Origin of the sequence: Maribacter taeanensis (assembly GCF_047345145.1) — a bacterium.
Lineage (GTDB): Bacteria > Bacteroidota > Bacteroidia > Flavobacteriales > Flavobacteriaceae > Maribacter_C.
In genome coordinates, this window is sequence record NZ_JBLFER010000001.1 from 1,137,891 (window position 1) to 1,153,026 (window position 15,136).

Genomic DNA, 15,136 nt, shown 5'->3' on the forward strand with positions numbered 1-15,136 from the left:
TTATAGGTCGGGGTCTGTTTGGACCACAAAGATAAATCAATAACAATTAATGCAGAAAATACCCTAATTCTTTTCGTCTAAAAATAGGTGTTAATCGATAAAATACAGTTTGAATCGTTAACGCCATCTTTTCGTCGAATTTTTATTGATTATAGTAAATACACGACCAATCTCTCACCTCGAAACAAATAACGAAAAATAGCAAGTTTTATTTGGCGAAGTCCTGATGATTATAAGGAATCTCGGAAATCAATTGATTGGTAAACAAATACTTGAAGTATTCAAATCAAGACGATTTTATCAATTCTAGGAAATTAACCAACTACAAAAAAAGCCTTGAAATAATTTCAAGGCTTTTTTATCTAATTTTTTAAAAATTGAAGTCAAAACTTCCACCATTTTTTCTGTGACTTACCATAGCCATAGCCATATTTACCACCATAACCCAATTCTGAGCTCTTTACATCATTAACAACAAAGCAAAGCCCCTTGATCTTACCTTCTTCTTGAAGCTTTAGCGGATATCCTACAGCCTTGTTTTCGGTCACACCGGCTCTTGTAACATAAATCAAATGATCTGCATGAGAACTAATTAACAGAGTATCTGTAACTACCATTAAAGGAGCAGTATCTACAATAACGTAATCATACTTTTCTGAAACTTCATCAAAAAGATCTTTGATTCGATCGCTCATCAATAATTCTGCAGGGTTCGGAGGTATTCTTCCAGAATAAATGACATCAATTGTATTGTGGTGCACCAACATAGGGTTGATAATATCTTTGGAATTCAAAGTATTGTCATATAAATATTCTGTTAAACCAGCATCTTTATTTCTACTTGGCTTGGACATTTTATCGACATTACTCCCAGTAAAGAATGTGTAAATTTTAGGATTTCTAATATCAGCACCAATTAAAAGTACTTTCTTATTAGTACTTGCAAGAATCATCGAAAGGTTCGTAGACAAAAAAGTTTTACCCTCACCTGGCACACTTGAAGTTACAAAAATCATATTATTCTTGCCCTCCTTTGATCTTTTTGTTTTTATTAAATAATCTAAGTTTGTACGAATTATTCGTAAAGATTCAGCCAAAACGGAGCGATCTTCTTTTATTACAAGTTTGTCTTCTTTACTTGATAATTTTGGAATTTCACCCAGCACTGGAGTGTCGGTAGTGATCTTCTCTAGGCTGTTCATATTGTGTACTTTATTATCTAGTAAGTCCTTACTATAGATAATTGAAAAGGGCACTAACAGTCCTAAAATTAATGAAGCTAGATATACAATTTTCTTTTTCGGTGATACGGGAAAAGGGCTAACACTATACCCGCTATCAATAGTTTTTGATTTAGGCGCCTGTGAGGCAACTGCAATTTGCGATTCCTCCCTTTTCGTAAGAAGATAAAGATAAAGTTCCTCTGTGGTTTGCTGTTTTCTAGTTATATCTCTAAGAGCTCTCTCGTTTTTTGGAGAGGAATATATTCTAGAATTAAAACGCGCACGTTGACCACTAAGAGAATTAACCGTTGTACTCAAGCTACTAACCGTTCCTTTTAAACTTGAAGACAAACTCTGTTTCAAGTTATCTAACTGTTGATCTAAGTTTACAATTATTGGGTTTTTTTCGTTAGAACTCTCCAAGAGACGTCTTCTTTCAGATACCAATTGATTATACTGCGCAGTTGTACTTGCTATTGCAGGACCACCTATATTGGCCGGTAACACTTCATATTTACCTCTTTGCCCTTCAATGATGCTACTCATCTGAGCAGCAATAGTCAGCTCGTTCTGAGCAGCAGCCAACTCTTGTTGAGTAGCAACACTTGCACTCAAATTTATATTGGTTTCAACTGGTATATCAGTAACTCTTTGATCCGTTTTAAAATCTTCGGCATTTTGATCTACTGAAGACAAACTACCAGAAATATCAGTAATTCTATCGTTTATGAACTTTGAAGTCCTATCAGCTATAATTTGCTTATCCTCAATTGCATTTTCATTATAAACTCTTATGAGAGAGTTTACAATATTTATGGCCTTTTCTCTTATTGGATCTTCTAAGCTTATGTCAACAATGTTCGATTTATCATCACTATTGACAATACTCATTTTCTTTTTATATCCCAAAGCAACACTCTCAACTGGTCGCATAGATACTTTTATCTTCTTGTCTTTGTACTTTTCAAAACTTTCTATGTTAGGAGTAATAACAATATCTCCCACTTCTGAAGAAATATTCTTACCAAAAGAAAATACCTTAACAGGTTTATCCTCTTCTTCGCTATATCCAAATGTAGTCGACGAAGATAGGGTTATATAAAAATCAAAATAGGCATTGTTTATGGTTGAGTCTTCTGCTATAAAACTCAAGTTTATTGGCGGGTCTTTGTATACTTCAGTACTGATGACATTGCCAAGAACAGAAATTCTGGTATTCAATTTCAGCTCTTTAACTACATCAATAAAATTAGACCTTGATCCTATGAGTTCAATTTCATCAATCACTTTATTTTTTCCTCCACCCAATACATCCAAATCTGAGAATGCCGCAAGGCCAGAACTGGCATTTTCATCCTCAAGAATTTGAATTTTCGCAGCAGCAGCATACTGAGGAGTAGTGTACCTTATGTACACTGAAGCCAAAAGCAAGGCTATAATTCCTGAAATAACAAACCATTTCCAATGTTTTGTATAGCCAGAAATAACCTCTTTTAGCTCTATACTATCACCCTTTAATATTTGATTTTCAGGACTCATATAAACTTTGATTTCTTAAACCACTAATTTCTGGTAAGTAATAAAACGGATGAAGTAATAAGTACAGAAGCAATTGAAATGGCTATTGTAGCACGATTATCCAAGCTTGATGCCGAAATTGCTGATTGGTTGGGTTCTACATAAACCACATCATTCTGCGTTAAATAATACACAGGAGAACTTAAAGCCTCCTTTTGCGTAAGATTAATTCTCTGAGATACTTTTGTACCATCGAAATCGCGAACTACCAAAATATTGTCTCGAACACCTTTTACGGTTAAATCACCTGCTAGACCCAAGGCTTCCAAAATACTAATTCTTTCTCCATTTACAGGATATGTACCCGGTTTACGGACTTCTCCAAGAACTGTTATGGTAAAATTTTGCAATCTTATATTTATAATCGGGTCTTTTAAATAGTCTGCTAATTTTTCTCTTAATAAGACTCTAAGCTCTTCTGAAGATAAACCAGAAACTTTAATCTTTCCGATAACCGGAAAATCGATTTCACCCTCCTTGTCTATTAAATAATCTACCTGCTCTGCAACAATACCACCTTCAGAGGCACCTCTAAATAAATTAAAAGGCACACTCGCCTCACTATTTAAAGTAGATATATGTATGTTGATTAAATCATCAACTTTGAATTTAGGAGTAAAACTGTTCTTATCAACTAAGGTTTCGAAACTTCCTGTATTTTGAAAATAAACTACATCCTTTTTAGAGGCACAAGAAGATAAAATAAGAATTGATAAAATCAGAAAAGAAGATATCATTCCAAAACGTCTATTAATTTTAATCATAATACTATAGTGTTGTTTTTGTGCAATATTAGTAAAATTATTTTTGGAAAATTTTCTTTTCTTCTTCTCTTATCGGCAAGGTTGACTTTTCATCTTTTGGGGAATCCAACTTACAAAATTCTGAATTATTAGAGACATATTCAGGTACTATCTCTTTCATTAGTGCCATGGTATTTCCATTAAAAAACATATTTGAAACGCAAAGCTCATCTATCTTAGATTTCACGAGGGCATAATCCAATTCCTTGACCTTACCTATCAATATTTTCTTGTGATACGTAGGCAATGTATTCTCTCCATTCGCAAGGAGTTCTTCATATAACTTTTCTCCCGGGCGAAGTCCTGTAATCTTAATATCAATGTCTTCTGGATATTTGAGACCAGATAGTTTAATCATGTTCTTTGCTAGGTCAAAAATCTTAACTGATTTGCCCATATCGAAAATAAATATCTCACCACCTTCACCCATTACGGCCGCTTCTAAAACCAATTGAGACGCTTCAGGAATCGTCATAAAAAATCTTGTGATATCCTTGTGGGTTACGGTTAGAGGTCCTCCTTTTTCTATCTGCTTTCTAAACAGAGGTATAACTGATCCGTTAGATCCTAAAACGTTTCCAAATCTTGTGGTTATAAACTTGGTTTTATTCTCTTGCTGCACACTACTTATGTACATTTCAGCAATACGCTTTGTGGCTCCCATTACGTTGGTGGGATTAACTGCCTTATCAGTAGAAACAAATACAAATTTGCCCACATTATGATTCATTGCCAAATCAACTATAGTTTTTGTGCCAGCCACATTGATTTTTATAGCTTCATAATAATTGTATTCCATTAAGGGAACATGTTTATAAGCGGCAGCATGAAATACCATAGTTGGTTTATGCTCTTGAAAATAGGTATTCATTCGATTTTTATCTCGAATATCTCCAACTATTGGCACAAAATTATGAAAGCCATTTTGTTTTAATTCTTGCTGCAAATCATATAATGCTGACTCGGCTTGATCAACGATGACCAAGGACTTGTAATCATAATTGGCTATTTGTCTGACAATTTCACTTCCAATAGAACCTGCTCCTCCAGTTACCAAGATCACCTGATTCTTTAGTTGTTCAGAAACCTTTGATTTTTTAATATCGATAGGAGATCTATCTAAAAGATCCTCAATTTGAACTTGTTTAATCTGCGAGACTTTAAGCTCTCCATTGATCCAACTCTCTACAGGTGGAACAATTTTTACTTGTACTGGATACTCTACAAGACTCTCAACCAGTTGGCTAAGTTTTTGGCCATCAACATTATTGATAGAAACTATTATTTCTGAAATATCTTTTGAGCTAATAAAATATTCTGATAGAACATCTTTACCCAATACCATCACACCATTAATAATTTTTCCAACCTTTTTAGGATCATCATCCAAATATGCAACCACTCTAGCGTTACTACTAGTTTGATTTGTAATAGCGTTATAAGTCAGAATACCTGATTCTCCAGCTCCATAAATGAGCACATTTTTAGTTACTTTAAACTTCTTGACAAGATTAAAAAATGCGGTTTTAAAAATATAGCGGGAAGCGATAAGTGCAATAAAAGCTAATAAACTGTGAATAATTATAATTCCCAAGGGAATTGTAAAATCATCCATAAAGACAAACTGTCTATTTATAATTACCAGAAAAATGGTAAGTATACTCGATAAGCAAATGGCATTAAAAATCTTGTATACATCGCGCACACCTGTATGTCTTACAACACCTTTATAAGATTCGGTAAACAAAAAGGATAATATTGCAATTATGGCAACAACCGGAAGTTGAAGAAACAACTTATCACTATCAAAATCAAAGGTTAAATTAAAGCGGATTATGTAAGATAGTACGAAGCAAATCGATATTAATAAAACATCAATTGCTAGTACCAACCACTTTGAAGCATATCTGTGGGCGTTACTTACAAGGTAATTCTTTATCATTTAGTAAGTTCTTTAATTATTAAAGCAACTATTCTCTCTAAGTCACGCTTTTCTAGATTTGACCCACTAGGCAAACAAAGGCCTCGGTCAAATAAATCTTCAGACGTGCCATCTGAGTAATTGGGGGAAGTCTTAAAAATAGGTTGCATGTGCATCGGTTTCCATAATGGACGCGATTCAATATCATCCTCTAAAAGAGCATAACGAATTCTTTCCCTCATTTCGTATGAAGTTGTTAAAATACATGAAAGCCAACGATTTGAGAAGTATCCGTTAGGTTCAGACAAAAATTCAATTTCCTCTAGATGACCTAAGCTAGCTTTGTAAAATTCAAAATTAGATCTTCGCGCAGCCACTCTATCATCTAACACTTCTATCTGGCCTCTTCCAATTCCAGCTAGAACATTACTCATACGGTAATTATAGCCAACATGAGAATGCTGATAATGCGGAGCTTCATCTCTTGCTTGCGTCGCTAAAAAAACTGCTTTTTTCTTGTGGTCTTCATTTTTGGTAACTAAAGCACCTCCGCCAGAAGTTGTAATTATCTTATTTCCATTAAAGGATAAAATTCCTATTTCACCAAAACTTCCACATTTCAGACCATTATAAGTACTTCCTAAAGCTTCAGCACTATCCTCAATAACAGGAATACCGTATTTATCTGCCACAGCTTGTACTTCACTTACCTTGTAGGGCATTCCATAAAGATGGACTGCCACAATTGCTTTAGGTTTTTTTCCTTTCGCAATTCTATCTTTTATGGCTTTTTCTAACAATTCAGGAGAAATATTCCAAGTATCTCTTTCACTATCAACAAAGATCGGATCAGCACCCAAGTATTTTATTGGATTTGCAGAAGCAGAAAAAGTAAGGCTTTGACATAAAACTTCATCACCATGTGAAACACCGAGTATTTCTAGTGCCAAATGAATCGCAGCCGTTCCAGCGCTCAGGGCAGCCACATGCACGTCATTGTTTATGTAATTCTGAATAGCGTCTTCGAAAAGATTTACGTTTGGACCAAGAGGTGCAATCCAGTTGGTTTTAAACGCTTCATCGACATAAGTTTGTTCATTGCTTCCCATATGGGGGGAGGAAAGCCAAATCTTTGTTTGTGTCTCCACTTTAAAATTATTTAGTTAAGTTCATTCAGGAATCAAAAATAATCATAGTTTCCAATAAGATGTCCGAAATTCGTTTAAGACTTGCTATTTATCGGTTAAAAGAAAATTTGTATCAATCTTTAAAAGATAAGAATAACAGATTTTAATGAATATACGCATCAAACAGGAAATTAGGCCCTTTTATCGACAATATTTATTCTATTGTAGAGTTATTTTGTAATCTTTGCAACGCTAAAAGCAAACCCAAATTGTGAGTTAACTCAAAATCTACTTTAAGATTATTCATGAAGTAATTTTTGATTTATCTCTAACCTAGGAATAAAACAAACGATTTTTAAATGAAAATAAAAAAAATATGCTGTATTGGAGCCGGTTATGTTGGAGGCCCCACGATGTCGGTCATTGCAAGTCAATGCCCTGAAATACAAGTTACAGTAGTCGACTTAAGTAAGGAGCGAATTGACCTTTGGAATCACTCCGATCTAGATAAATTACCGGTTTATGAGCCTGGTCTAAAAGAATTGGTTGCAAAAACAAGAGGCAAGAATCTTTTCTTTTCCACTGAAATAGACACCGCAATTGACGAGGCTGAAATGATTTTTATTTCGGTAAATACCCCAACCAAGACCTATGGAAAAGGAAAAGGGCAAGCAGCTGATTTAAAAAATATAGAGCTTTGCGCAAGAAATATTGCTAAGGTGGCCAAAACAAATAAAATTGTAGTTGAAAAATCAACTTTACCAGTTCGAACGGCGCAAGCTATAAAAAGTATTCTTGACAATACTGGAAATGGTGTCGACTTTGAAATACTATCAAACCCAGAGTTTTTGGCCGAAGGAACAGCTGTCGATGATTTGCTAAATGCAGATAGAGTTCTTATTGGAGGAGCAGAAACTCCTAAGGGTCAAGCTGCTAAAGACGCACTAAGCAGCATTTACGAAAATTGGCTTCCGAAAGATAGAATTCTTCAAACGAATGTATGGTCTTCTGAGTTGTCGAAACTTGTAGCAAATGCATTTTTAGCTCAACGGGTTTCTTCAATTAACTCCATATCCGCATTATGTGAAAAGACAGATGCAAATGTCGCAGAAGTTTCTAGAGCAATTGGGTATGATAGTCGAATCGGATCAAAATTTCTAAATTCTTCGGTAGGTTTTGGAGGCTCTTGCTTTCAAAAAGACATACTCAATTTAGTATACATAGCCCAAAGTTACGGCTTACAAGAAGTTGCTGATTATTGGGAACAGGTCATTATAATGAATGACTATCAGAAAAGACGTTTCGCAGAAAATATTGTCACAACTTTGTATAATACTGTTTCAGGCAAGAAAATAGTTTTTTACGGTTGGGCTTTTAAAAAAGATACCAATGATACAAGAGAGTCTGCTGCTATCTATGTGGCGGATGCCTTGTTAGATGAAAAAGCAGAAATTGTTGTTTACGATCCTAAAGTGCCTGAGGCACAAGTTTATGCCGATCTTGATTATTTAGGAACCAGATCTCCTGAAGAAAACAGACGTTTGCTTAAGGTTGTAAATGACCCAATGGAAGCTTCAAAAAAGGCTCATGCGATAGCAATTCTTACTGAATGGGATGAATTCAAAGCATATGACTGGAAATCGATTTATGAAAATATGTTGAAACCCGCCTTTATATTTGATGGAAGACGACTTTTAGAGAAAGAAATTATGGAGGCCATTGGCTTTGATTACTATAAAATAGGTCAATCATGAAGATACTGGTAACCGGAGCAGCTGGTTTTGTTGGTTACCATGTATGTGAAATTCTGCTTCAGCATAATTTCACAGTTGTAGGTCTTGATAATATCAATGATTATTATGACGTAAATCTAAAATACGGTAGACTTGAGCAATTAGGCATCAATAAGAAAGATGCAGAAAAGTTTCACCTCGAAACTCGAGGAAATAAACACGGTTCTAAATTCTCTTTCATTAGAATGAATCTGGAAGACCGTGAGGAGTTACCAAAATTGTTTGCCTCTGCAAAATTTGATTTAGTTTGCAATTTAGCTGCCCAAGCGGGAGTTCGATACAGTCTAGAAGAACCCAATATTTATGTTGATAGTAATGTCGTGGGCTTTCTTAATATCTTGGAATGTTGTCGACATAATAGCATCAAACATTTGGTCTATGCTAGTAGCTCTAGTGTTTACGGAAACAACAAGAAAATTCCTTTTTCTGTCGAAGATAACGTTGATCACCCTATAAGCCTTTATGCAGCTACAAAAAAGAGTAATGAATTGATGGCGCATACCTATAGCCACCTCTTTAAGATTCCTACTACAGGTCTGCGGTTTTTCACAGTTTATGGTCCATGGGGTAGGCCTGATATGGCACCGTTTTTATTCACAGATGCCATTTCAAAAAACAAGGCCATTAAAGTATTTAATCACGGTAATATGGAAAGGGACTTCACGTATATTACTGACATAACTGAAGGTATTTTTAGGGTTTTGAAACAAGATTTAACCCAAAGAAAAGAATCAAACGAATTCTATAAGCTCTACAATATTGGTAATAATAGCTCTGTAAAATTATTGTACTTCATAGAACAAATTGAGTTAAACCTGAAAACTAGTGCAAAAAAGTTGATGATGGACATTCAACCGGGTGATGTTGAAAAAACATGGGCTGATATTGAATCTTTTGTCAATGATTACGAGTATAAACCCAAAACGTCTATTGAATTAGGGGTTAAAAACTACATAAATTGGTATCAAGACTTTTATAAAATTAAATAATCATCTTCTCAGCTTTCGCCTTTTGAAACCTAGGTTGTTGTAAGTCTTACATAAAAAAATAAAACAGAAGATAGATCGCTTTTCTAAAAGAGGTTTTCAAAACAATATGACTCGCATTTTTGAGTTATCCATAGAAAAGTTGAATTGTTTTAAATTCCCTTTGATTATCATAAGAAGAAAAAAGCCGTTTCAAGAGTAAAATCGAAACAAAAACTTAACTAAAACCATGTCAATAAAAAACTTACATTTAGACACTAAAAACAATATACTTGTCACAGGTGGGGCTGGTTTTATTGGGTCAAACCTTTGTAAAGCACTTCTCGAGAATGGAAATAAAGTAATAGCTTTAGATAATTTGGCTACGGGTCAAATGAAAAATATCAAGCCGATACTTGAACATGCTAATTTCAATTTTATCGAGGGTGATATTCGAGATTTGAATACTTGTCACGACGCTTGTAAAGATATTGATTATGTGTTGCATCAAGCCGCCCTAGGTTCCGTTCCAAGATCAATAAACGACCCTATCACTAGCAACGCAGTAAATGTTTCTGGATTTTTAAATATGTTAATTGCTACCAGAGATGCTGGAATAAAACGTTTTGTCTATGCCGCAAGTTCATCTACGTATGGTGATTCAAAGGCCTTACCTAAGGTTGAGGATAAAATTGGTAAACCTCTTTCTCCATATGCTATCACAAAATATGTCAACGAACTTTATGCAGATGTTTTTGGAAAAACATATGAGATGGATACAATAGGTCTTAGATATTTCAACGTATTCGGTCGGCATCAAGATCCAAATGGAGCCTATGCAGCTGTAATACCAAAATTCGTTTTGGCATTTATGAATCATGAATCTCCAATCATCAATGGCGATGGAAGTTATTCACGTGATTTTACATATATCGATAACGTAATAGAAGCGAATGTAAGAGCAATAACGGCTACTAATCCTAAAGCTGGAAATAATGTTTACAACGTTGCCTATGGAGAACGTACCACCTTAAATGAACTTGTTGTATTGGTAAAACAATATCTGAGCGAATTTGATTCAAAAATCGGCACTATTGATGTCAAATATGGTAGTGAACGTGCAGGCGATGTCCCGCACTCATTAGCGTCAATTGACAAAGCTAAGAACCTTCTTGATTACAATCCAAAATTTGATATGAAAACTGGCTTAAAAGAAGCTATAAAATGGTATTGGGAGAACTTGGAACGATAATTTTCAAGAAAGTTTTTAAGTAAATTTGCTCCAAATATTACATAAATTAAAACATATAATTTCATTAAATGAACAATTCTAAAATTGCTGTAATTGGTTTAGGCTATGTTGGTTTACCTCTTGCTCGTTTATTTGCTACTAAATATCCTGTTGTCGGATTTGATATTAACCCAGATCGTATTTCAGAATTACAAAAGGGCACAGATAGCACGATGGAAGTTAGTAGAGAGCTCCTATTAGAGGTCACAAAAAAGGAAGCTTCTTCTGAGGTGGGGTTATTTTGTACAAATAACCTAGACTCTTTGAAAGATTGCAATTACTTTATAGTTACCGTACCGACTCCTGTTGATAGTACGAATAGACCAGATCTTACTCCACTTTACAAGTCAAGTGAAACTGTAGGCAAAGTTTTAAAGAAAGGCGACATCGTAATTTACGAATCCACAGTTTATCCGGGTGTAACTGAAGAAGAATGTGTGCCAGTTTTGGAAAAAGTAAGTGGTTTAAAGTTTAATATTGATTTCTTTGTGGGATATTCTCCTGAAAGAATAAATCCAGGGGATAAAGAACATACCGTTGAAAAAATCTTGAAGGTTACTGCCGGTTCAACCCCTGAAATAGGAAAAAAAGTAGATCAGCTGTATGCCTCAGTAATAAAAGCTGGAACCCATTTAGCGCCCAGTATTAAGGTAGCAGAGGCTGCAAAAGTTATTGAAAATTCACAGCGAGATATCAATATCGCTTTTGTCAATGAACTTGCAAAAATCTTTAACCTAATGGGAGTAGATACCAATGAAGTGCTTGAAGCTGCGGGAACAAAATGGAATTTTCTTCCTTTTAAACCAGGTTTAGTTGGCGGTCATTGTATTGGAGTAGACCCGTATTACTTAGCGCAAAAAGCGCAAGAATATGGTTACCATCCTGAAATTATTCTTGCAGGTAGACGTATGAATGATGGTATGGGGAAATATGTTTCAGCAGAAGTTATCAAATTAATGGTTCAAGAGGATATTAAGGTCAAAGGAGCTGATATTCTTGTACTCGGAGTTACTTTCAAAGAGAATTGTCCTGATGTAAGAAATACTAAAGCAGTAGATGTTATAAATAACCTAAAAAGTTACGGTGCTAATGTAACTGTATTTGACCCTTGGGCAGAGCCTAGTGAAGTTATGCATGAATATCAACTAGAAACTATTAAAACTCCACCAAGTGGAACTTTTGATGCCGTTGTTCTTGCCGTTTCGCACAAAGAGTTTCTTGATATTGATATTCGAGGTATGCTAAAACCCAATGGAATTCTTTATGATGTAAAAGGAATTCTAGAATGTAAAGTGGAAGGTAGACTATAAACTCAATAGTTTTTTCATTACAAACTCTTCATACCTTTTATCTTAAGATTGCAAGGCATTCTGAGATAGGAGTGCGTCATTAATTTGTAATAATTTGGCTATTTATCAATTTATTTTACTCGTATTATGCCTTTTTAGTTCAATGCCTCCTAGAAATATCTTGGCTGTAAAATAAATATTGAGGTACAAATTGTACTTTAGTCGATATAAACGGGTTTTCTTTGCCTTTTTTGTTAATTTTTGATCATTATTGACCATCTTTGAACCGAATTAAATCAAGGTCAAACAATTCGAATTTGAATGAAAAAAATTGCATTAATTACCGGAGTTACTGGTCAAGATGGCGCTTACCTAAGTGAGTTCTTACTAAAAAAAGGATATGAAGTTCACGGTTTGAAAAGAAGATCTTCTCTTTTCAATACAGATCGCATTGATCATCTTTACCAAGACCCACATATTGAAAATCGAAATTTTATTTTGCACTATGGTGACATGACTGATAGTACAAATTTAATTCGTTTGATTAAAGAAATTCAGCCCGATGAAATTTACAATTTAGCGGCGATGAGCCACGTTCATGTATCTTTCGAAATTCCTGAATATACGGCAAACGCTGATGGAATTGGAACATTAAGAATTCTAGATGCAGTGCGCCTTTTAGGCTTAGAAAAAAAGACGCGTATTTATCAAGCCTCTACCTCAGAGCTTTATGGAAAAGTTCAAGAAGTACCGCAATCAGAAACTACTCCATTTTACCCAAGAAGCCCTTATGCAGTAGCAAAAATGTATGCTTATTGGATTACAGTTAACTATCGTGAGGCCTATAACATGTATGCCTGTAATGGAATTTTATTCAACCATGAGTCTCCAATTCGAGGTGAAACTTTTGTTACTCGAAAAATCACAAGAGCTACTGCTAGAATTGCCTTGGGCTTACAAGACAAGGTTTACCTCGGAAATCTTGACGCCCAAAGAGACTGGGGGCATGCCAAAGATTATGTCAGAATGATGTGGATGATTCTTCAAGCCGATGAGCCTGAAGACTGGGTAATTGCTACCGGAACTACTACTCCTGTTAGAGAATTTGTACGTATGAGCTTTCAAGAGGCTGGTATTGAACTAGAGTTTAAAGGAGAAGGAGTTGATGAAAAGGCATTTGTAAAGTCATGTTCAAATCCCAAATATCAAATTGAAATTGGAAAACAAGTATTAGCTGTTGACCCCAAATATTTCAGGCCGACAGAAGTAGAACTTTTAATCGGCGACCCGACTAAAGCAAAGGAAAAATTAGGTTGGAAATTAGAATACGAGCTTAAAGATCTTATCAAAGATATGGTTCAAAGTGATTTAATGTTAATGCAAAAAGATCAGTATTTAAAAGATGGCGGATATCGCATTCTAAATTATTTCGAGTAGTCGCACATGGATAAAGCATCTAAAATTTATGTAGCTGGTCACCGTGGTTTGGTTGGAAGTGCAATTTTAAAAAACCTTTCAAGCAAGGGGTATAGCAACATTGTAACCAGAACGCACTCCGAACTCGATCTTACCGATACACTGGCGGTTCGTGACTTTTTCTTTACAGAGAAACCCGAGTATGTAATTTTGGCAGCTGCGAAGGTTGGGGGTATTGTTGCAAATAATACCTATCGTGCGGATTTTATCTACGAAAATTTGATGATTCAAAATAACGTCATTCATCAATCTTATTTGAATAAAGTAAAAAAACTTCTTTTCTTAGGAAGTACCTGTATCTATCCGAAAAATTGTCCTCAGCCCATGAAAGAGGATTACCTCTTGACTGATACCCTTGAATATACTAATGAACCTTATGCTATCGCTAAGATAGCTGGCATTAAACTATGTGAAAGTTATAACCTACAATATGGCACCAATTTTATATCAATAATGCCAACCAATCTTTACGGTCCAAATGACAATTTTGATTTAGAAAAATCACATGTATTACCTGCGCTGATACGAAAAATTCATTTAGGTAAAGCCTTGGAAGACAACAATTGGGAATTAATAAAACAAGACCTCGACCATTTACCTATTGAAGGAGTTACGGGTGATTCGGAAAAAGAAACCATTCTTGAAATTTTGAATAAATACGGTATTTTCACTCATGAAAATAAAGTATCAGTAGAAATATGGGGAAGCGGTAAACCAATGCGAGAATTTTTATGGTCTCAAGATATGGCTGACGCCAGTGTATTTTTAATGGAAAATAGAGATTTTCCAGATACGTATCAAAATTCTGCTGAAATACGAAATACACATATAAATATAGGTACTGGTTCTGACATATCAATTGCAGACTTAGCTAAGTTAATTAAAGGCAAAATAAAATTTAATGGTGACTTCAAGTTCAACACCAATAAACCCGACGGCACTCTCAAAAAGTTGACCGATGTAACAAAACTTCAGAAATTGGGGTGGAAACATAAAGTCGATTTGATTAATGGTATTGAGAGACAATACCAATGGTATCTAGATACTTTTTCTAAAACTTTAGAGAACTAAAAGTCTTTTCGCATTACTTTAATCGAAGTTCGTATCACCCGAATCACCACTCTAGATCTTTCAAAATAAGACTAAATCATCTTTTTAATTCCCTAATTAAAATTTTGATGATTAAAAGTTAAGCTGTTGTTATAAAGTCTGCAATTGCATTCCTAGTGGATGAATACTTCACGCGATAAGTGTTATATGTCAATTACTTACAAAATTGCTCTTTGACGCTTTTATGATAATAATCATACGGTTCATGTCTACTAATGAACAGTTCACAACACTTTCACACTACTTTAAAGTAAGGTTTTGGGCGGAATGAATATTTTCGGGTCATTTACCTACAAAAACTGCATTTTAACGATTTTATGACGAAAATCATGCAGTTCATCTATAAAAATGCGCAGTTCACAACATTTTCGTATTCCACAAGTTGTTATAGAGAGAATTGCATCAAAATAGCCTGCATTCTGGCTCAGTTTTTTGCCAATTGTTAATGAAAAGTGCATTTCGTCGAAAAAATATGTTATTAAACGTCTAAACTATAACTATGATGCGTAAAACTACCTGAGTACTAAAATAATAATGCAATTCATCGATAGAAAAAGCCC

Annotated in this window: 10 protein-coding genes; 6 read left to right on the plus strand and 4 right to left on the minus strand. The window is 34.8% G+C overall.

All coding sequences use genetic code 11. The annotated features are described in order from the left end of the window. Nucleotides 1–383: 383 nt before the first annotated feature. The 4 genes from ACKWCD_RS05050 to ACKWCD_RS05065 are packed head-to-tail and all read right to left on the minus strand — an operon-like array spanning nt 384 to nt 6,634. Entirely contained in the window at nt 384–2,762 is a 2,379-nt protein-coding gene (locus ACKWCD_RS05050) for a GumC family protein (RefSeq protein ID WP_413982841.1), read from the minus strand. Between the two features lie 23 nt (nt 2,763–2,785). Next, a complete protein-coding gene (locus ACKWCD_RS05055) occupies nt 2,786–3,565 on the minus strand; it encodes a polysaccharide biosynthesis/export family protein (RefSeq protein WP_413982842.1) in 780 nt (259 codons plus the stop codon). Between the two features lie 37 nt (nt 3,566–3,602). Beyond that, the gene (locus tag ACKWCD_RS05060) at nt 3,603–5,546 is read right to left on the minus strand and encodes a polysaccharide biosynthesis protein (RefSeq protein WP_413982843.1); all 1,944 of its coding nucleotides are present in this window, start codon (nt 5,544–5,546) and stop codon (nt 3,603–3,605) included. Beyond that, entirely contained in the window at nt 5,543–6,634 is a 1,092-nt protein-coding gene (locus ACKWCD_RS05065; protein WP_413983010.1) for an aminotransferase class I/II-fold pyridoxal phosphate-dependent enzyme, read from the minus strand. Before ACKWCD_RS05065 ends, ACKWCD_RS05060 begins: the two co-directional genes overlap by 4 nt. A gap of 377 nt (nt 6,635–7,011) precedes the next feature. Between ACKWCD_RS05065 and ACKWCD_RS05070 the strand changes: the two genes are divergently transcribed. From ACKWCD_RS05070 to ACKWCD_RS05095, 6 genes are all read left to right on the plus strand, one after another. Further along, nucleotides 7,012–8,406: a nucleotide sugar dehydrogenase gene (locus ACKWCD_RS05070; protein ID WP_413982844.1), complete on the plus strand. Its 1,395-nt coding sequence runs from the start codon at nt 7,012–7,014 to the stop codon at nt 8,404–8,406. Further along, a complete protein-coding gene (locus ACKWCD_RS05075) occupies nt 8,403–9,434 on the plus strand; it encodes an NAD-dependent epimerase (protein WP_413982845.1) in 1,032 nt (343 codons plus the stop codon). The genes ACKWCD_RS05070 and ACKWCD_RS05075 overlap by 4 nt, the downstream gene beginning before the upstream one ends. A 226-nt stretch (nt 9,435–9,660) precedes the next feature. Next, a complete protein-coding gene (locus ACKWCD_RS05080; RefSeq protein ID WP_413982846.1) occupies nt 9,661–10,662 on the plus strand; it encodes an SDR family oxidoreductase in 1,002 nt (333 codons plus the stop codon). A gap of 68 nt (nt 10,663–10,730) precedes the next feature. Beyond that, nucleotides 10,731–12,011 (plus strand): nucleotide sugar dehydrogenase, encoded by a 1,281-nt coding sequence (locus tag ACKWCD_RS05085; RefSeq protein WP_413982847.1) that lies wholly within the window; start codon nt 10,731–10,733, stop codon nt 12,009–12,011. 300 nt (nt 12,012–12,311) lie between these two features. Next, nucleotides 12,312–13,427: a GDP-mannose 4,6-dehydratase gene (gene gmd, locus ACKWCD_RS05090; RefSeq protein ID WP_413982848.1), complete on the plus strand. Its 1,116-nt coding sequence runs from the start codon at nt 12,312–12,314 to the stop codon at nt 13,425–13,427. Between the two features lie 6 nt (nt 13,428–13,433). Then, nucleotides 13,434–14,537: a GDP-L-fucose synthase family protein gene (locus ACKWCD_RS05095; protein WP_413982849.1), complete on the plus strand. Its 1,104-nt coding sequence runs from the start codon at nt 13,434–13,436 to the stop codon at nt 14,535–14,537. The last annotated feature ends 599 nt before the right edge of the window (nt 14,538–15,136 follow it).